The organism is Capnocytophaga sp. oral taxon 326 str. F0382 (assembly GCF_000318295.1).
In the GTDB taxonomy this organism is placed as follows: Bacteria; Bacteroidota; Bacteroidia; order Flavobacteriales; family Flavobacteriaceae; genus Capnocytophaga; species Capnocytophaga periodontitidis.
The window spans coordinates 1-19005 of record NZ_KB291433.1; the positions used below are offsets into that span (position 1 = coordinate 1).

General features: G+C 36.6%; 14 protein-coding genes and 1 pseudogene. 1 reads left to right on the top strand and 14 read right to left on the bottom strand.

The features are described from left to right. Positions 1–52: 52 nt before the first annotated feature. Positions 53–3043, bottom strand: coding sequence for a protein translocase subunit SecDF (secDF, locus tag HMPREF9073_RS09755; protein WP_009413571.1), 2991 nt, complete (start codon positions 3041–3043; stop codon positions 53–55). Positions 3044–3287: 244 nt separating this feature from the next. Here secDF and HMPREF9073_RS09760 point away from each other — a divergent pair, with 244 nt between their 5' ends. Further along, positions 3288–4244 (top strand): acyltransferase family protein, encoded by a 957-nt coding sequence (locus HMPREF9073_RS09760; RefSeq protein ID WP_009413572.1) that lies wholly within the window; start codon positions 3288–3290, stop codon positions 4242–4244. Here the strand turns inward: HMPREF9073_RS09760 and HMPREF9073_RS09765 are convergent. The 13 genes and pseudogenes from HMPREF9073_RS09765 to purE form a co-directional block, all read right to left on the bottom strand. Beyond that, positions 4241–4972: a DUF4369 domain-containing protein gene (locus tag HMPREF9073_RS09765; RefSeq protein ID WP_009413573.1), complete on the bottom strand. Its 732-nt coding sequence runs from the start codon at positions 4970–4972 to the stop codon at positions 4241–4243. The genes HMPREF9073_RS09760 and HMPREF9073_RS09765 overlap by 4 nt on opposite strands. Positions 4973–5007: 35 nt before the next feature. After that, a complete protein-coding gene (locus tag HMPREF9073_RS09770; protein ID WP_009413574.1) occupies positions 5008–6075 on the bottom strand; it encodes an isochorismate synthase in 1068 nt (355 codons plus the stop codon). A 20-nt stretch (positions 6076–6095) separates the two neighbouring features. After that, complete coding sequence (locus tag HMPREF9073_RS09775) at positions 6096–7841, bottom strand: ABC transporter ATP-binding protein (protein WP_083866086.1); 1746 nt, start codon at positions 7839–7841, stop codon at positions 6096–6098. 86 nt (positions 7842–7927) lie between these two features. Further along, positions 7928–10377 (bottom strand): annotated as a pseudogene (gene priA, locus HMPREF9073_RS09780) (primosomal protein N'). Continuing rightward, the gene (locus HMPREF9073_RS09785) at positions 10377–11288 is read right to left on the bottom strand and encodes a YihY/virulence factor BrkB family protein (protein ID WP_009413578.1); all 912 of its coding nucleotides are present in this window, start codon (positions 11286–11288) and stop codon (positions 10377–10379) included. Before HMPREF9073_RS09785 ends, priA begins: the two are co-directional and overlap by 1 nt. 6 nt (positions 11289–11294) lie before the next feature. Continuing rightward, positions 11295–11474, bottom strand: coding sequence for a hypothetical protein (locus tag HMPREF9073_RS16340; RefSeq protein WP_009413579.1), 180 nt, complete (start codon positions 11472–11474; stop codon positions 11295–11297). Between the two features lie 4 nt (positions 11475–11478). Continuing rightward, complete coding sequence (locus HMPREF9073_RS09795; protein WP_009413580.1) at positions 11479–13089, bottom strand: hypothetical protein; 1611 nt, start codon at positions 13087–13089, stop codon at positions 11479–11481. Positions 13090–13100: 11 nt separating this feature from the next. Then, complete coding sequence (locus HMPREF9073_RS09800; protein ID WP_009413581.1) at positions 13101–13712, bottom strand: hypothetical protein; 612 nt, start codon at positions 13710–13712, stop codon at positions 13101–13103. Between the two features lie 17 nt (positions 13713–13729). Next, positions 13730–14206: an SMI1/KNR4 family protein gene (locus tag HMPREF9073_RS09805; RefSeq protein ID WP_009413582.1), complete on the bottom strand. Its 477-nt coding sequence runs from the start codon at positions 14204–14206 to the stop codon at positions 13730–13732. Between the two features lie 50 nt (positions 14207–14256). Continuing rightward, positions 14257–14922, bottom strand: a complete 666-nt coding sequence (ung, locus tag HMPREF9073_RS09810) for a uracil-DNA glycosylase (protein WP_009413583.1) — start codon at positions 14920–14922, stop codon at positions 14257–14259. Then, positions 14922–16850 carry a LysM peptidoglycan-binding domain-containing protein gene (locus tag HMPREF9073_RS09815; RefSeq protein ID WP_009413584.1) on the bottom strand — a complete coding sequence of 643 codons (1929 nt, stop codon included), beginning with the start codon at positions 16848–16850 and terminating at the stop codon, positions 14922–14924. The genes ung and HMPREF9073_RS09815 overlap by 1 nt, the downstream gene beginning before the upstream one ends. Before the next feature lie 45 nt (positions 16851–16895). Further along, complete coding sequence (guaA, locus tag HMPREF9073_RS09820; protein ID WP_009413585.1) at positions 16896–18443, bottom strand: glutamine-hydrolyzing GMP synthase; 1548 nt, start codon at positions 18441–18443, stop codon at positions 16896–16898. Beyond that, positions 18436–18921, bottom strand: coding sequence for a 5-(carboxyamino)imidazole ribonucleotide mutase (gene purE, locus HMPREF9073_RS09825; RefSeq protein WP_009413586.1), 486 nt, complete (start codon positions 18919–18921; stop codon positions 18436–18438). The genes guaA and purE overlap by 8 nt, the downstream gene beginning before the upstream one ends. Between the last annotated feature and the right edge of the window lie 84 nt (positions 18922–19005).

A 19005-nucleotide genomic window follows, 5' to 3' on the forward strand; every position in this document is an offset into this window, starting at 1 on the left:
AGCCTGTTAAAACTTTTCGGACAGGCTCTTTTTTATATTTAGTAATTAAATATTATTTTCTATGTTCTTCTTCTTTAGTATGGCCAGCTTCATCTTTTACAGTGTCGTAAATGAGAGGAGCTGCCACGAAGATAGAAGAGTAAGTACCGATGAGTACCCCGATAATCATTGCGAACATAAAGCCACGCAATGTTTCACCACCAAAGATAAAAATAGTAACGAGTACTGCCATAGTAGTGAATGAGGTGTTTAAGGTACGGCTAAGGGTAGCGTTGAGCGCGTGATTGATTTTCTCTCTTGACCAATGAGGCTCACGCATTACTTCCCTGATACGGTCGTAGATAATCACCGTGTCGTTTAATGAGTAACCTACTACTGTAAGGATAGCCGCGATAAAGGCTTGGTCGATTTCCATATTGAAAGGCATAATGCTATAAGTGAGCGAATAAATACCAAGTACCATTAGCACGTCGTGTGCTGAAGATACAATCGCACCCATAGAGAACTGCCATTTGCGGAAACGGAATAAGATATATAGACCGATTACAATAAGCGAACCGATAACAGACCAAAAGGCACTGCTCTTAATGTCCTCGGCAATAGTAGGTCCTACTTTCATAGATTGCATAATACCAATCTTATCAGTAGAACTAGCTTTAGCAAAACTATCGAATGAAGTTCCTTCGGGTAAGAATTTCTGTAAGCCTTTGTACAAGAGCTCTTGTATTTCATTATCTACCTCAGTGCTTTCTTCTTGTACTTTGTATTTGGTAGAAATTTTCACTTGGTTAGGAGCACCAAAAGTCTTTACTTCCACATTTCCTAAAGTAGTTTTGAGTGCATCGGCTACTTGGGTAGGATTAACTTCTTTTTCAAAACGAATTTGGTAAGTTCTACCACCTACGAAATCGATACCTTGGTCGAGACCACGAGTAGAGAGAGAAATGATACCTATTATTGATAGGATAATAGAAAAAGCATATCCTATTTTGCGCTTGCCGATGAAGTTAAGATCTACATTTTTGAACCAGTTCTTAGTAATAGGAGTGGTGAAAGTAAGCGTATGTTTTTTCTCAACACTATAGTCGATAAACAAGCGAGTGATAAAGATAGCGGTGAACAAAGTAGTTGCAATACCAATAAGCAAGGTAGTTGCAAAACCTTGGATAGGACCACTACCAAAGAACAACAAGATAAGAGCAGTAAGCGCTGTAGTAATGTTAGAGTCTAAGATAGACGATAGGGCGTGTTTGAAACCATCAACCACTGCTTGATTGATGTTTTTACCTTTGCGTAGCTCTTCTTTCGACCGCTCGAATATCAGCACGTTCGAGTCGACTGCCATACCAATGGTAAGCACGATACCCGCAATACCAGGGAGCGTAAGAACAGCTTCTATACTTGCTAACACTCCAAATATGAGGAGTATATTGAATACCAAAGCGAGGTCGGCATAAATACCGGCACGACCGTAGTAGAATATCATCCACGCAAAGATGAAGATAGTAGCGATAAGGAAAGAGTTCATACCACTATCAATAGCTTCTTGTCCTAAAGAAGGTCCTACGATTTCAGATTGTACGATATCAGCACTTGCAGGTAATTTACCAGCACGGAGCACGTTAGCAAGATCGACAGCTTCATTTAAAGTAAAATGCCCTGTAATTTCAGAGCGACCTCCTGAAATAGCACCTGTAGTTACTCCTGGTGCTGAATATACGATGTTATCGAGTACGATAGCAATATTGGTGTTTTGAGTAAAAGCTTTGCCAGTAAGCGCCTCCCAAATACGGGCTCCTTTACCGTCCATTTGCATAGATACGGCAGGCTGGTTGCGAACATCATAGGTTTGTTCGGCTTGGGTTACTACGTTACCTGTAAGAGGAGGAGTGTTATCGCGGTTACCTTTTAGGGCATAAAGTTCGATAAGGGAGGTCTTTTTATCAGGTTTACCCCAAGCAAATTTTACATACTGCAATGAAGCAGGAATCAAATGTTTTGCTTCAGGAGAATTGATATAGCTATTTACTTGAGCAGTATCTTTTAAACTTACTGTAAAAAGTACAGGAGAACCTTCATAAGAATTAGCTTTGATAAGGTCAAACAAAGGATTGCCTTTTCCTTGTTGAGTAGGAACAGAATCCTTCTTTACATCAGTAAGTAGAGAATCGATAGCACTACTACCAGATTGAGTAGCTGCAGCGAGAGTATCTTTTACTTTATCTGTGGTTTTAGCAGTAGATTTAAGTTGCTCGTTGAGGGCTTGTAAATAAGGGAAAACATCAGTGTTTTTATAAGTTTCCCAGAACTCAAGCTGAGCGGTACTTTGCAAGAGAGATTGCACACGAGTGATATCTTTAGCACCTGGAAGTTCTACAAGAATACGACCTGAGTTACCAAGACGCTGGATATTAGGTTGAGAAACGCCAAATTTATCGATACGTTTGCGCAATACCTCGAAAGCAGATACGATAGACTCGTCTACGCGCTTTCTGATGATAGGGCGCACCTCACTATCACTCATTTGGAAGTTGATTTGGTCGCTGAGGGTTTTATTAGCGAACACATCGGGGGAGGCTAATTTACCTCCGTTCTTAGCGTAAGCCTCGAAGAACAAATCCAAGTAGGTTTTGTCGGTTTTGCGGAGCTGTTCATCGGCTTCGGCTAATGATTTGTTAAAGATAGGGTCTTTGGAGTTGTCAGCAAGACCTTTTAAGATGTCTTTTACAGAGATTTGCAGAATTACGTTGATACCGCCTTTAAGGTCGAGACCGCGGTTTAATTCTTTTTCTTTCACTTCAGAGAGAGTGAATTTTGCAATTCCGAGGTTGTAGACCTCTTGCCCCATTTTATCGTCCAAATACTTAGCTTCTATAGCCTCGCGTTTAGCGATATAGTCAGCTTGAGTATTAGGCACTTTAGCCTCGGCAAAAGCTTTGGCTTCATCTTCTACTCTACCTGCCACATAGGTGAATGAAAGTTGATAAATACATATCAGTCCAAACAATATGGCAAATAGTTTTACAAGTCCTTTGTTTTGCATTTTTTAATTGATAATTTACTTGTTTTACTTCTTCAAACGGCAAAAATACATATTTTGTGGGGATTACAAAAATATTCTTAAAAAAAAGATAATATTTTTTGTTAGTATAAAAAAGGAGGAGAGTTTTAATTGTTAAAAATCAATCGTTTAAAGTATTTTATTAAGAAAGAAGAATGCTTTAAACAGAAAGTATTTTTGCTAATTAAAAAAAAGAAAGTATTTTTGCTCCTATAAAGAAATAGGTATGAAAGAACGCAATCCTCTTATTGATGTGCTCAAAGGTTTTACTATCATATTGGTAGTGATGGGACACGCTTCACAATGGTTTTCAGGAGATGACCGTACAAACCCTTTTTATGTAACTATTTACGCTTTTCATATGCCTTTATTTATGTTCCTTTCAGGCTATGTGAACTTTAATGCACGTGGTGAGTTGAACCTCAGTAAACGCTTTCAAGTATTAGTAATTCCTTTCTTCGTTTGGTTTTTAATTTCTGCCACCTATCACGGTTATATCCTCGATATAGAAAAAGTATGGGAACATCTTTGCGTGCTTATTTATAAACCCACACAAGGAATGTGGTTCTTGTGGTTGCTTTTCTGGGAGTGCGTTCTGCTCTATCTTGCTTTGAAAATCAACAAATACCGCGAAATATGGGTAATGATAGGTTTATGGAGTATTCTTGTATTTTTGCATCGAGTTACAGGAGCACAACCTATCTTTTATGGATTACCCGAATTGTGTTGGTATTTCATCTATTTTTCATTAGGTTATGCTACCCATAAATATAAATCTCAAGCCTTAAAAATTTTGCGCCCTATAGGCTGGGTAGGGTTTGTGGTCTTTCCACTTTTATTGTTTTTTTCAGTTGATAAATCTCATTATATACTCGATTCTCTTCGCTTGTATGCTTTGGCACTTACGGGTATTGCGGCTTCTTATGTTCTATGGGAAGGGATCTGTCATTCAGAAAATAAAGCAACACAATGTTTGAAGTATTTAGGAAGTATTTCATTAGAAATATATGTTACTCATTACTATATGCGTTTTTTGGTAGATTATATTAAAAAATATATAGGCAATAACTTCTATTTGAACGTAGTGATTTTTACGGTTTTAGCTGTTATCGCCTGTGATATTATACAACGTCTCATACAGCGGGTGAAATGGTTGAGGAGAATACTTTATGGTAGATTTTAATTTTTAATACTCTCATTTTCAGCTTTTCGAGCTATTTCTATATAAGTTTTGAACTCTTTGCCATATTTAGAATTAGCAACATCTTTGTTCAGTTTCCCGTAGATAGAATCTAAATATTTTACACGGGTATTAGGAGCATCGGCTAATACTACATAAGGAGTAATGTAAGAATTGGGGTGAGAGAGGGCGTAATTTAACACAAAAAGGTGGCGACGGAAGTTATTCTTCTCGGAAGCAGTGTTTAGTGAATCGACTAAGGAAGTTTTACCAGCTTTGAAAGCATTTACTTGTTGTTCAAGTAGTTGAGCGTTACGCATTCCAAATTGTCGCATAGTGTGTAGGTATTCATTGTATTCCTTTTGTGATTGAGAGCCACTGATATTGGCTCTTACCTCAAACATATCATAAGCGCTATTGATGTTGATAGTGGTAGGTTCACCAAAAAACATTAAGCGGTCGCCAAGGTCAGTGCCAGCTTGTTTCTTCAAATCAAGGTAGATGTAAAAAACTTCAGGACTTTCTAAATGTCGTTTGAAAGTAAATTTACCATCACCATTGGCTACTACTGAGTCGATATTGGTAAGTTTATCATTTACATATTGTTGTAAATAGATAGTTCCCATTTTTAACCCTTCGATATTGCCTTCTACAATCATCGTGTTTTTGTCGTCCTTCTCGCAAGCTACTATCATCAATAGTGCCGACATTGCCATTACTAATCTTTTCATTATAATTTAGTTTTTAGTTATTAAAAAGTGTGATGTTACAGAATTGTTATCATTGTTTGAGCTTTGTTTTGTGTTTCCTCGTACTCTTTTTCGGGTGTAGAATCTTTGGTAATGCCCCCTCCTACATATAAAAAGGTTTCGTTGGCAGTGATTTGCATACAGCGTAGATTTACATAGAGCGCTTGGTTATTGTTAGACACCCATCCACAATAACCTGTGTAATATTGTCTATTATAAAGTTCATTTTCTATAATAAATTTGTGTGCTTTTTCAGTAGGGTAACCACAGACAGCAGGGGTAGGGTGGAGGCGTTGGATTATTTCAAAAGCTTTATTTTCTTTTATTTTTCCTTTGATTATAGTACATAAGTGCATTACTTTTCCAGCTTGCACGGTTTGAGGGGCTGAAACTTCAATTTTTTCAGCATATCCTTGCAACTGTTGTACAATGGTATTGGTAACTATTTGTTGTTCTTCTTTTTCTTTAGAAAACCAATGAATCTCACCTTCTTTGAAAGGTTGTGTTCCTGCTAAAGCCATTGTTTGAAAATTGTTACCATTACTTTGAAAAAGTGTTTCGGGCGTAGCAGCGAGCCAAGTTCCTACTTTAGGGTGATAAAACAAATAGCAAAATGCCGAAGGATATCGTGTTACGATATTGGCAAAGCTCTTAAACGGATTTACCACTTCTTTGATAGTTATCTTGCGCGAAAGAACCACTTTCTCAAAATGACCTCTGTGTATTTCATCAATAGCTTTGGTTACTAAATCTATGTGCTTTTGTTTTTCGGTTTTGGTATCTTCTAAAATATCAATATTAGTGTCTTCTACAATTGATTGTATAGGTAAATGGCTTATGGTTAATTTGTTAAGAGTGATGATAACAGTAGGTTCGTTAGCATCGAAAGGAGCGAAAACAAATCCCTCTTGTTCTTCTTTACCAGTGTTGAAAAAATGAAGTGTATCATCTTCTTGTTCCAACAATATTACTGAAGTGTGATAAGGGGGCTTGTAGCATACAAAAGGTAGGTGTTCAGCATATTTGTGCTGTACTTGTTTTAAAAGTTCTTCAAATGAAATATAATCTTCAGTTTCTATTTTCATAAGTTAAATCACATAACAGCTTATATGGTTTGTGTATCGTAAAAGGCTTTAAAAACACCATTTTGTGCCAATAGTTCATCTTTGGTTCCTTGTTCTACTAATTTTCCTTTGTCGAGCATCAGTATTTTATCGGCGTATTTAGTGATAGACACACGATGACTCACTATAATTACGGTTTTGCCTTTTAAGGTATCGCGCAAATTAGTTAAAATCTTCTCTTCGGTATCGGTATCTACGGCTGATAAACAATCGTCTAACAAATAAATTTCGGCTTCTTTAAGCAAGGCTCTTGCGATAGCTACTCGTTGGCGTTGCCCACCACTGAGTGATACCCCGCGCTCTCCAAGCACCGAGTCGTATTGATGGGTGAACTCTGTAATATTGTTGTGTACCACTGCTTTTTGGCAGGCTTGTATTATCTGTTCTTCGGTAGCATTTTTATTACCAAAGCGCAGATTGTTGCGAATAGTGTCTGAAAACAAAAAGTTCTCTTGTGGCACTACCGAAATGGCTCTGCGCAAGCTGTGTAGATTCAATTCTCTTATGGGTTTGCCTCCTATCAGTACTTCACCCTGATTTGCATCGTACATACGTGCAATGAGGTCTAACAGTGTAGTCTTACCACTACCGGTTTTGCCTATAACGGCTACTGTTTGTCCTGCTTCTATATGGAAAGATACGTCTTTAAGAGCTTTTATCCCCGTATCTTCATAACGGAAAGATACTTTATCAAATGTAATATCTCCTTTAATAGGCGTAAGCTCTCCTACCTGATTGCGTATCTGAGGTACTTCGGAAAGGAACTCATTGATGCGCTTTTGCGAGGCTTCCGCTTGTTGTACAATAGAACTTACCCAGCCCACTGTAGCCACAGGCCAAGTGAGCATCATCACGTAAATACTGAACTCTACAATTACTCCAATAGATTGTATTTCACCGGTGTAATAGAGCTTTCCCCCAATAAAGATTACAAAGATAAGGCTCAATCCTATCATCAGTATCATTGTAGGGATAAAGAAAGCCTGTATCTTAGCGAGCTTGATGTTTTTCTGACGACCGTCTTCGGCGAGTACTGCTAATTGCGCATCGGTAGCCGCCTCGTTATTATACGATTTTATCACTCCAATACCCGAAAAAGTTTCTTGCGAGAAAGTAGAAAGGTCGGATAGATAGGCTTGTACCTTCATCGTTTCGATATTAATCTTTTTGCTCATTTTGTAGATAAGCAAAGAGAGAATAGGCAATGGGATAAGGGTGTAGATAGTAAGCTTGGGAGAGATGATAAACATTAGCGGAATTACGCAAGCAAAAAGTGTAATAGTTTGCACACTATACATAATAGCAGGACCTGCGTACATACGCACTTTCGATACGTCCTCGCTGATACGGTTCATCAGGTCACCTACTCGGTTGCGTTTGTAGAAGCTAAGCGATAGCTGTTCGTATTTCTTAAATATCTCGTTTTTCATATCGTATTCGATGTAACGAGACACATTGATGATAAGCTGACGCATAAAAAACATTAGCACCGCCGATATGATAGTTGTACCGATGATAATAAGCGCATATTCTATAAGTAAGGAAGTCATTTGTGAGGCATCTTTGTTAGCTGATTTAGCAAAGTCCTCAATGGCTGCGATAGAGTTTTTTACATATCGCGGCATAAAGAGTGAAAACACTCGCGACACTATGGTAATAAGTATCCCAAGTAGTAAGTGGTATTTATATTTATAAAAATATTTACGTATATGTCTCAGATGTGCCATTGGCTTAAATTCTCAATCAGAGTGCAAAAGTAAGAATAATTTGTCAATTAGCCAATTTGTTGATGAGTGAATTGGCAAACTAAAAATTAATCAATCAAATAACTAACTCTTATGGTACGAAAATTACTAATAGACTGAAAACTGGTTTCTATACGTTTGATTTGTTCTTTAGTATGATGTATAGAAAGTTCAGAAGGTTTTACCTTCACTAAAACATCTTTCAAATATTCGTTTCTGATGCGTGAAATTAAGGGAAACTCAGGACCTAAAATTTCTATTCCCTTTTTGGAAGCAAAAGCTTCTTTAAGAGCATTAGCGAACCACTCAGCACCTTCATTTGTACGATTGAAGTTCGTGTGTTTCAGTGTTATTTTAATCATTTGTACAAATGGAGGATACGAGAAAGATTGGCGTTCCTCTATTTGATTTTGATACATCCCCTTGAAATCATTTTGTAATACTTGTTGAATTACAGGGTGTTGAGGATTGTAGGTTTGTATTAAAACTTTTCCTCGTTGAGCACTTCTACCTGCACGCCCTGAGACTTGTAATAACAACTGAAAACTACGTTCATAAGCTCGATAGTCGGGAGAATGAATGAGAGCATCGGCATTCATTACTCCTACTAATCCTATATTTTCAAAATCTAATCCTTTAGAAATCATTTTGGTACCTACCAATATTTGGGTTTCTTGCTGTTCAAATTTGGCTAATATTTTTTCATATCCGTATTTGCCATTGGTAGTATCTTGATCCATTCGGTCGATGGCTACTTGGGGGAAAAGTACTTCTAATTCTTTACTAATCTGTTCAGTACCAAAACCTTTTGTTTTTAAATCTACACTTCCACAAGCAATGCAAGTTTTGGGCATAGGTATCGCATAGCCACAATAATGACATCGCAACTGATTGCTACTATGGTGGAAAGTGAGACTCACATCGCAATGTGGGCATTGAGGGACTGTGCCGCAATGCATACACTGTACAATAGGTGCATAACCTCTTCGGTTTTGGAACAAAAGCACTTGTTTTCCTTGTGATAAAGTATTGGTCATTTCTTCAATAAGAATATCGGAAAAATGTCCATTCATACGTTTGCGATGTTGCTTGTCCTTGATGTCGATAAGTTCGATGATAGGGGGGAGGAAATTAGTATAACGTTTTGATAGATAGACAAAGCCATATTTACCTACTTTTACGTTGTGCATACTTTCTATTGAGGGAGTAGCTGTACCTAATAAAGTTTTAGCTTTGAAGATGTTAGCTAGCATAATGGCACTATCACGCGCTTGCAAGCGAGGAGCAGGGTCGAACTGACGATATGAACTATCGTGTTCCTCATCAATTACCACTAATCCTAAATCTTTGAAAGGCAGATATACTGAAGAACGCACCCCTACTACTAATTGTGCTTTCGAACAATTGTTCAGCACATTGTTCCAAACCTCTACGCGCTCGTTAGTATTGTATTTAGAATGATATACTGATAGATTTTTACCAAAGGGTTTTTTCAATCGATTGATAAGATGAATTGTCAAGCGATTTCTGGGAGCAAGTAAAGCACTTGTTTACCTTTCTTTAGGTATTGGTCGATAAGTTCAATGTAGATTTCGGTTTTACCAGAAGCCGTAACACCTTGTAAAAGTACTGTATTTTTAGTTTGAAACTGTTGTTGTACTTGATAAAGCGCTTCGTTTTGTATATTGTTGAGTGTTTTTTTTGCTAAAACCTCACTATCAGCGAAACTTACACGATCTTTTTGCAGGTAATATATTTCTAAAATACCTTTTTCTACCACCGATTTGAGTACCGCATTTGAAACCTTAGCTTCTTCTAATAGATTTTCAACTTTTAAAGGTAAAACCTCTCTGTTGATATGATTGAAGTAAGCCATTATCAGTTTTTTTTGCTTTTCACCTTTCAGCAATTCTAAAGCTTTTTGTAGTCCTTCTTGAGATTGGTAGGCTTCCGCTAAACGTATGTATTTTACGAGCTTTGGTACATATTTTTCAAAAATTCTTTCTGAAATACGAGCAGCACCTTTTTCTACCAAACTCTTTATGACCTTCAAGGTCTTCTTTTTAGGAATGATTTTGCTCACTTCACTTCCTTTTAATGCTGTTTTGTAGTGTAGAGCTTCGTACACCTGAAATTCGTCATCGCTAAATAGATAGGGATTGAGGTCTTTTTCAGCAATTTCAATAATAGTTTCACTTTCTAACAAAAAAGCTGATGGTAAAGCCGATTTTATCACCTCACCTAAAGTACACATATAATAATCGGCAATCCATTGCCAATGAGTAATTTGATTAGGAGTAACGATGGGAGTTTCGTCTAGAATGTATTCGATATCTTTAGTTTCATAAGTAGGTTCATTAGTATGCACTTTATGAACTAAAGCTGTATATACTTTTGATTTGCCAAATGAAACAGCTACACGCATTCCCGTTTGCAAGAAATGCGCTTCATCCTCGTTGATACGATAAGTGTACAATTTAGGAAGCGGAAGTGGTAATATGACTTCTACAAAGTACATTAGTCGTGTTTTTTAAGTTTTAAAAGAGACGCATTTAGTTCAAATCCTAACAAGAGAATATTGGCATTAATCCAAATATATAGCAAGAAAATAAGCAGCGCTCCAATAGAGCCATATAGCTGGTTATATTGCGAAAAATTTTCGATGTAAATACCAAATAAATAGGTGGTTAAACCAAAAAGTAACACCGTAAGGAGAGAGCCTGCTGAAAAGAATTTACTTTCTTTACCCTCTACTGTGCCAAAATAAAATAACACACCTGTACCAAAGTAGGTAATCAGGGCAACAAATCCGATTTTTGATATTTTGAGAAGCGTTTCGTAATCGGTGATAAAATTGATTTTATCAAGGTAAGGCACTAAATATATTTCGTAGTAAATAAAAGTAACTACCGCAAACAACACTAATAATGACAAGATGATAGCAACCATTAGAGCATAAAGATATTGCTTGATATAAGTGCGTGTGATTTGACGGTGGTACGAAAATTCAAACCCTCCAAAAATAGCCATAATACCATTGGTCATCAAGAAAATAGATAAGAAAAATACAGACGACAATAAACCTCCACGTTTTTTTTCGGCAATATCAAAAAAGATATCAGAAAAGAAATCGTGAGTACCAGGAGGTAGCATATCATCAATAAATCCCCAAAAATCTACTTGAAAATCATCAATGGGAATATATGGGATAAGGTTTAAGATAAACAATAAAAAGGGAAATATAGCTAAAAAGAAGCTGTATGAAATAGCACTCGCACGATATGTGAGAGTACCTTTCATAATCCCTACAATATATAACTCAAGCAAGTCGTACAAAGAAAAAGCATTCTTAGCTAAACGTATTTTTTTTAGAAATCCGACGAATTGCTTGATGATTGGGAGGTTTTGTATTCTTTCTTTCAATGTCATCAGTAGTTAGTTTTGAGAGGAGGAATCTATATTTTTAGTAGATTTTCGTTCTTTGAATCGCTCTTTTATTACTCCTATTAACCAATAAAGGAGTACCGAACACAAAAAGCACAGTAGCCAAAAACCTATCAGGAAAATGACTACAAAAAGGAGAAAACCTATATATTGATTAAAGTTGAAACTCATATTTTTATTTTCGTCGTCTGCTGAAAAAAGCACCTATATTCTCTGCTAAGCGTTTGAACACAGATTTTGGTTTTCTTATCTCATCCATTTCACGTGCAGAAGCTTCTCTTTCAGAGAGGAATTCATCAGTGAGGAGTACTCTTTCGGCACGTTTGAATATAGCAGTTGCTAATTTGTAGAATTTGCTATGTTGAGCATCTACTTTATAAGTACTAAATTCATAACCATTGCCGTCTTGTGTAAATAGGTTGATAGCAGTACCTTCTTTGTTTGGCTCGTAATGATAGAAAACAAACTGGTAATCGCATAATTTATCGTCCCAATATTCTTTAGTAATCGTCATTCGTGAAGAAGTATTACCTTCAGCTTTTCGGAACTGAAAACCATATCGCCCTACATAGAGCACGGCATCAACATCAGTATAATCACTGTAATATTTTTGTACTTCGGGGAGAGAAAGCAACTGGTTATAACGTTCTACTGTTACATTATCTCTAAAGAGTCTTACATAATGCACTACTTCACAATACCTACGCTGGAAGTATTGCCAGCACTCTTGTACAAAATAATATTCACGAGGGTTTTTATGAGCTTCTAAGTATACAAAAGGTGAAGCTTCATTAGGTTGCCAAGAGATATGCAACTTTTCACCATCTGTAAATAAATAGAAAACTTGTTCGTTGCAATAGAAATACACGCCTCCTATAGCAGGATTTATTTTAGAAAGTGTAATACGATAGAAGATTTCTCCTTCCCAATATTCATAATATCTCCCCGTTTCATCATCATTGTTTTCAAGTAGGGCAAAATCTTCAGGGTTAATGAAACGTTGTAAGTTTTCTAAATTGATATCGGTACTCTTAAATAAGAAAGTAAAACCATCATTGTTTAAAATCTTTTCTTCGATTTGCTCTTCTTCATAAAGAATTGCACTTCCTTTTTCTAAGGCTTCAAAAAGTTTACCGCGTTTTAACCAAGCTGACCAATCCCATAATTCTATTTTCTCTTCCTCAACCTCTTTTTTAGTGTAGAGGAAAGTTTTAGGGAGTAATGATTTTAATAAATGATTTTTCTTAAATCTATCAGGGTCATCTTTTTTGAGCCAATAACTTACTGTTACCTCATCGGCAGTATCAAAACGCTCAAGGGGATAAATATATTCAGTTTCTATAAATACTCGAATATCTAATGCTTTTTTTGCGGTGAGTTTCCCGATAGCTGTGTCCCCCCAAAAGAAACCTTCTACAAAAAGATTACCTTGTATATATAGTTCTTGTCCACTAACTGCTATATTTTCAGCTGATAGGTTACCCAAAACGATAAGCCCACAAGCCCCTTCACTACGCTGATTAAAGAGGTTGCTCACTACAGCATTGCCTTGTACGAAGATAAAGGTAGGGACATCTAGTTCTTGATAATGATAATCAGGGAAGTGTGTGCTGATATTGTCTAAATTTACAGTACTTTTAGGATGCCAATCACCTTGCACTACTACTACATACCTATTTTCATAAAAAATATGGGCATAAGAATAGAACTGGCTATAGCCAGCATATTCGCTATCGTTTGGAATGAGATGTTTGATTTCCTTGACGGTTTTTATTTGGTACTGCATAGTAATTATATCTATTTGAATAATCCTTTGAAGAATGAAACTATTTGTTCAAAAAAGTTTTTATTATCATATACTTGCAAAAAATTATTAGAGGTAGAAGATAGAGATTTTTTTTCAGCATTTCCTATAGTAACTTCATATACACTTATATCCGTTGCTTTAAATATTTTTTGTCCTTCAGCATCACTTTCTAATGTAGTCTCTATTGATAAATATAAAAAATTAGGATTATTAAAATCATCTTCAGCTGACATTTGAACTCCTAAAAAATACTCTCCTAAAACCATAAGATAGTAAAATTGTATTTCTCCATCACAAATATTGATCTTAAGTATGGGGGTTAGATTTTTAAAATCTTCTTCAGTAATTTTTTTTCCTCCTTGCTCTTCTAATTGTTCATTGATTTGTCCTACTTCTATCATTGCAAGAAATGACTTAGCCTTATTGTTTAGTTTCTCTAAATTTGCAAATACAGATTCAGACAGTTTAAAAACTCTATTAAAATCCCATTTTTCGTGTGTAAGAACTATTTCAGCTGTAATTTCTTCATACTCAAATTCAGCTTGATATATGTGATTGTCATTAGGGTCTACTGTAAAATCACTTAGTTGTAATGGTTTCATATTTGATGCAATTAGATTTAGTTACTTTTTTTATCATATTTTTTTGAATCATCTCCCAGTATTATACTAAAAAAATGTTCTAAAAATTCTTGAAAGTTATTGGCATATAGATGCTCTTCATTCATCATATAATCTCGAATGTAAACACGATATTCATTAGCTTGACCAGCTTCTTCTATTTTAAAGAAATAGGTTTCTTCGTCCATCTCTAAGAAAGCTAATTCGTCTTTTTGAAATAGATTGTTTTGCAAATTTACTAGATAAGTATAATAAATATCAATATCAGCATCCTCTTGATATTCAGGTGGCACAATAGTTTTAAAATCGACTCCACAAACAGTGATAAATTCATAGTTTAATAACATCTCTTTATAACTATCAGGCAAGGGAAAACCTAATTTCTTTTCTGTTTGCTCAATCCAAGTTATATTTATGAAGTCTTTGGTTCCTACAGCTATTCTGTCTTTATATTTTTCGATGATGGATTGTATCATTTTCTACAATATTATTACCTTATTATATCTTATCTTTTAATACTATCTAATTACCAGTTTATGGTTTCTTTACCTACAGATGTAAGATAGGCATTAGCTTTGCTGAAATGTTTGTTACCAAACCAATGCCCTCTATTAGCACTCAAAGGTGAAGGATGACCAGAAGTGAGTATGCAGTGTTTGGAACTATCAATAAGGTTAGCTTTCTTTTTAGCATAGCTTCCCCATAACATAAATACTACATTATTACAGTGTGCTGAAACAGCTTTAATAACAGCATCGGTGAATGTTTCCCAACCTTGATTTTGGTGACTACCTGCTTCGTTGGCTCTTACGGTGAGAGTGGCGTTCAGCAGCAAAACTCCTTGCGATGCCCAGCGCTCCAAATTGCCACTGATAGGGTAGGAGGTACCTAAATCTTGCCCTATTTCCCTAAAAATATTGATAAGTGAAGGTGGGTGGGCAATGCCATCATGTACTGAAAAACACAAACCGTTTGCCTGCCCTTCGCCGTGATAGGGGTCTTGCCCGATGATAACTACTTTTACCTTGTCCAGCGGACAATGGTCGAAAGCCGAAAATATTTGCTTTCCTTTGGGATAACAGATATTTTCGGCATATTCTTTCTTTACAAAATCGGTGAGCTGACTGAAATACGGCTTATTAAATTCTTCTTGTAATACCGACTTCCAACTTGAATCTATTTGAACGTTCATTATTTTACTTCTTTGATTTCCATATTGTCGTACTGAACAATGTAAACGCCTTGATTTTCATATCCTCCTCCTTTATAAGAGTTTTTGAGGTAGGCAAACTTGTTCTCTAAGAATGAGGTTTCACCTATACGGGTATTGGTACTATTTAAGTTACCAGATACTCCTAAACGCAATACAGCGTCCATAGTGAGATCGAAGCCACGGATAGCATATTTATTAGGTAAAATACCATAAGTTTTTTGATAGCGGACTGAAAAACTATCACTACCATTAGAGTATTTGTTTACAGTAGGGTAGGTGAAGTGCAAATCGGAAAGTTGATTATTAGACAAACTGTTTGAATCGAATACATTACCTCTTTCTACTGTTGCTAATATAATTTTAGGGTGGGCATTGTTTTTTTTCACTTTCAAAGCGTTGTGTAATAAGCGTACTGCTAATGACACATAACCTATATCGTTAGATTGTAACAATACTACATTTTCTTTGCTGTAGTTCAATGCATTAGCGAATCCATTTGCTGACATTTCTGTTACTACTTTGGCGTTTGGAAATGCACGTTCTAATTTGTCGCGCAAACCTGTGTTTTTGCTATCGGCTAAGATAATCATATTCTCATCAGAATAATTCTTGTTGAGGTAGTTAATCATTTGATTTTGTTGTACTTCGTCAGAAGGTAAGGTTTGATATACATTAGGATTTAACACAATGTTCTTGTTAGCTAAAGGAGCTAATACCGCAGTTTTGTTGTTGGTAATTAGTTCGGCTACAGCATTAAAGGATTTGGTAGTAAAAGGACCTATTACCACTTGTGAGTTTTGTATGTTTGCATTAGAAGTAATCTTTTTGATGTCACCTTCACTATCATAAACATTTACTTTGAACTTGTATCCCATTTTTTGGAGAGAATCCAAAGCGATGAGCGCACCAGAATAAAAATCAGTAGCGACGGGTGTGATTTTATTATCAGTAAGGCGTGCTTTTAGGGCAGCGGCTTTGTTTGTAGATCCTATATCAGCTACTTTGAAAGGTAAGATATAGCTGATTTCTTTTACATTATTAGGAGATGAAGTTGAGCGTAAAGTGTTGTTAGAGTTTTCAAAATCGTAATTAGGGGTACTAGTAAAAGGTGTATTTTTATAGCGATCGTAATTCTCTTTAGGGATCCATATTTGAGCATCGCTTTTTAGACCATCTTTCATCGTAGGGTTTAGTTTTACAATATCAGATTGTGATAAGCCGAATTTGCGTTCTAAGCTGTAAAAACCTTCACCTTTTTCTATGAGGTAAAGCACTAATTCTTTATTGGTTGCAGGACGTGTAGGTACTTCGGGTTCAGAGCTATCTACAGCTGATGCGGGCACCCATATTTCTTGACCTTCTTTTATGTTATTAGGGTTAAATCCTTTTTCTTTTTTGTTGATACGTTCCAATTCTTCAACGCTTACATTGTGGTTTTTAGCAATTTTCCACAAGGTTTCCTGAGGTTTTACCACATAGCGTTTTTGTCCTTGTATACCTTTTTGTACCATATCATTTGTTTTGTTGAAAAGAGGAATAGTGATACGTTCATTTTCTTGAAGTTCGCGTGTGTAAAGGTCTAAATTATAACGTTTCAAATCGTCTATAGAAATGTTGTACTTTTGCGAAAGACCAAAGAAAGTTTCTCCTGATTTCACCAAATGAGAGGTAAAGCCTACTGGGCGCTGGGTGCTGTAGTGCTTTACCTTACTTGTAGGAATGTTGATAGTTACACCTTTCTGGATACCCTCTTTTATTCCAGGATTGAGTTTGAGAATATCGGCAGGTGAAAGGCGATAAATTTTAGCGATGCTTTCAATACTTTCGTAATTACTTGCGGTATGTTTTTGCTGTGCAAAGCTTAAGGTAATGCATAGTAAGGTGGTTAGTGTTAAAAAACGTTTCATAATGGCTTATGATTTAATTATTAATTTGTTTAACTATTAATTGTTTTATTCCCATTCAATAGTGGCGGGCGGTTTGCTGCTGATGTCGTACACTACGCGGTTTACGCCTTTCACTTTGTTGATGATATCATTAGATACTTTTTGGAGGAATTTATAAGGCAAATCTACCCAATCAGCAGTCATACCATCTACACTTTCTACAGCGCGCAAGGCTACCACACGTTCGTAAGTACGTTCATCGCCCATTACCCCTACACTATTGATAGGTAAGAGGATTGCTCCTGCTTGCCACACTTTGTTGTAAAGGTTGTACTCTTTTAGTGCATTGATGAATATGGCATCTACTTCTTGCAAAACAGCTACTTTTTCTGCAGTAATGTCGCCTAAAATGCGGATGGCCAAACCAGGACCTGGGAAAGGGTGTCGCCCTAAGAGCTCGTCACTAATACCTAAACTGCGACCTACGCGACGCACCTCGTCTTTGAAGAGCATACGCAAAGGCTCTACTACTTTCAGTTTCATATAATTGGGCAAACCTCCTACATTGTGATGAGATTTGATAGTGGCAGAAGGTCCTTTTACAGATAGAGATTCAATCACATCGGGATAAATAGTGCCTTGTGCTAACCATTGGGCGTCGGTTATTTTGTGTGCTTCATCGTCAAATACTTCAATAAAAACACGTCCGATAGTTTTGCGTTTCTCTTCAGGGTCGGTTTTACCTGCTAAGGCAGAGAGAAAACGAGTTGAAGCATCTACACCTTTTACGTTCAATCCCATACCCTCATATTGTTTCAAAACACTCTCAAACTCATTCTTACGTAAAAGTCCATTATTTACAAATATACAATGCAATTGTTTCCCAATGGCTTTGTTAAGCAATACAGCGGCTACCGTTGAGTCTACCCCTCCCGATAATCCTAAGATAACTTTTTCATTACCTATTTGAGTTTTCAGATGGGCAACTGTCATTTCTACAAAATTGTCGGATGTCCAATTAGGGATGAGTTTTGCTATTTTGAAAAGAAAGTTAGCTAATAGCTTCATACCATCGGCGGAGTGGGTTACTTCGGGGTGAAACTGGATGGCGTAAGTTTCTTCACCCTCTATGCGATAAGCAGCATTTGTTACATCAGGAGTACTTGCTAAACAGATTGCACCAATAGGCAATTGTTTGATAGTGTCACTATGACTCATCCATACAACACTTCCTTCAGCAATTCCTTCAAAAAGAGGTTCTTCAGGTTTTATATAAGAGAGGTGAGCACGACCATATTCTCGTATGTTAGAAGGAGCTACTTCACCACCGCCAAAGTGTGCTAAATACTGAGCTCCATAGCATACAGCTAAAAGTGGCATTTTACCTTTCAATGCTGATAAATCGGGGTGTAAGGCTTCTGCACTTCGCACTGAATAGGGAGAACCAGAGAGTATTACAGCTGAGAAATCACTTAGATTCTCGGGTAAGTGGTTATAAGGGTGCATTTCGCAATACACATTTAATTCACGCACTCGGCGAGCGATAAGCTGAGTGTATTGTGACCCAAAATCTAATAATAAAAGGCGTGAGCCTTGAAAAGTGTTGTTATTCATCGTTAAGGGTTGCGGCAGCAGTGAGAACTGCTTGTTTCAAACTTTCTTTATAATCAATCATTTTTTGTAAAAGTACAGCATTGGCACTTGCTAATATTTGTACGGCTAATAAGCCTGCATTTTTAGCAGCATTCAAAGCTACAGTAGCAACGGGGACTCCATTTGGCATTTGCAAAATAGAAAGGATAGAGTCCCAACCATCAATAGAGTTGCTGCTCTTTACAGGTACCCCTATTACAGGTAGTGGTGACATAGCGGCGACCATACCAGGCAGATGAGCTGCGCCTCCTGCTCCTGCAATAATTACCTGAATACCATTTTTATGAGCATTTGTGCTGAAATCCATCAGTTTCTGGGGGGTGCGATGTGCTGATACTATATCTACAACTGTTGTAATACCAAAGTTTTTAAGAACATCAATAGCGTCTTGCATTATGGGTAAATCACTTTTGCTTCCCATTACCACAGCTACTTTCATATATTTATATTTTTTCGGGCAAAGATACGAATAATTTGTCAATTAGCAAATTTGTCGATTAGCAAGTTGCATATTAAACTATAT

What these genes read in the sequence shown, in the direction of transcription:
- guaA (WP_009413585.1), bottom strand. Translation starts at nt 18,443, where the DNA reads ATGAATAACAACACTTTTCAAGGCTCACGCCTTTTATTATTAGATTTT.
- HMPREF9073_RS09785 (WP_009413578.1), bottom strand. Translation starts at nt 11,288, where the DNA reads ATGACATTGAAAGAAAGAATACAAAACCTCCCAATCATCAAGCAATTC.
- HMPREF9073_RS09760 (WP_009413572.1), top strand. Translation starts at nt 3,288, where the DNA reads ATGAAAGAACGCAATCCTCTTATTGATGTGCTCAAAGGTTTTACTATC.
- HMPREF9073_RS09765 (WP_009413573.1), bottom strand. Translation starts at nt 4,972, where the DNA reads ATGAAAAGATTAGTAATGGCAATGTCGGCACTATTGATGATAGTAGCT.
- HMPREF9073_RS09775 (WP_083866086.1), bottom strand. Translation starts at nt 7,841, where the DNA reads ATGGCACATCTGAGACATATACGTAAATATTTTTATAAATATAAATAC.
- ung (WP_009413583.1), bottom strand. Translation starts at nt 14,922, where the DNA reads ATGAACGTTCAAATAGATTCAAGTTGGAAGTCGGTATTACAAGAAGAA.
- HMPREF9073_RS09770 (WP_009413574.1), bottom strand. Translation starts at nt 6,075, where the DNA reads ATGAAAATAGAAACTGAAGATTATATTTCATTTGAAGAACTTTTAAAA.
- HMPREF9073_RS16340 (WP_009413579.1), bottom strand. Translation starts at nt 11,474, where the DNA reads ATGAGTTTCAACTTTAATCAATATATAGGTTTTCTCCTTTTTGTAGTC.
- purE (WP_009413586.1), bottom strand. Translation starts at nt 18,921, where the DNA reads ATGAAAGTAGCTGTGGTAATGGGAAGCAAAAGTGATTTACCCATAATG.
- HMPREF9073_RS09805 (WP_009413582.1), bottom strand. Translation starts at nt 14,206, where the DNA reads ATGATACAATCCATCATCGAAAAATATAAAGACAGAATAGCTGTAGGA.
- HMPREF9073_RS09800 (WP_009413581.1), bottom strand. Translation starts at nt 13,712, where the DNA reads ATGAAACCATTACAACTAAGTGATTTTACAGTAGACCCTAATGACAAT.
- HMPREF9073_RS09815 (WP_009413584.1), bottom strand. Translation starts at nt 16,850, where the DNA reads ATGAAACGTTTTTTAACACTAACCACCTTACTATGCATTACCTTAAGC.
- HMPREF9073_RS09795 (WP_009413580.1), bottom strand. Translation starts at nt 13,089, where the DNA reads ATGCAGTACCAAATAAAAACCGTCAAGGAAATCAAACATCTCATTCCA.
- secDF (WP_009413571.1), bottom strand. Translation starts at nt 3,043, where the DNA reads ATGCAAAACAAAGGACTTGTAAAACTATTTGCCATATTGTTTGGACTG.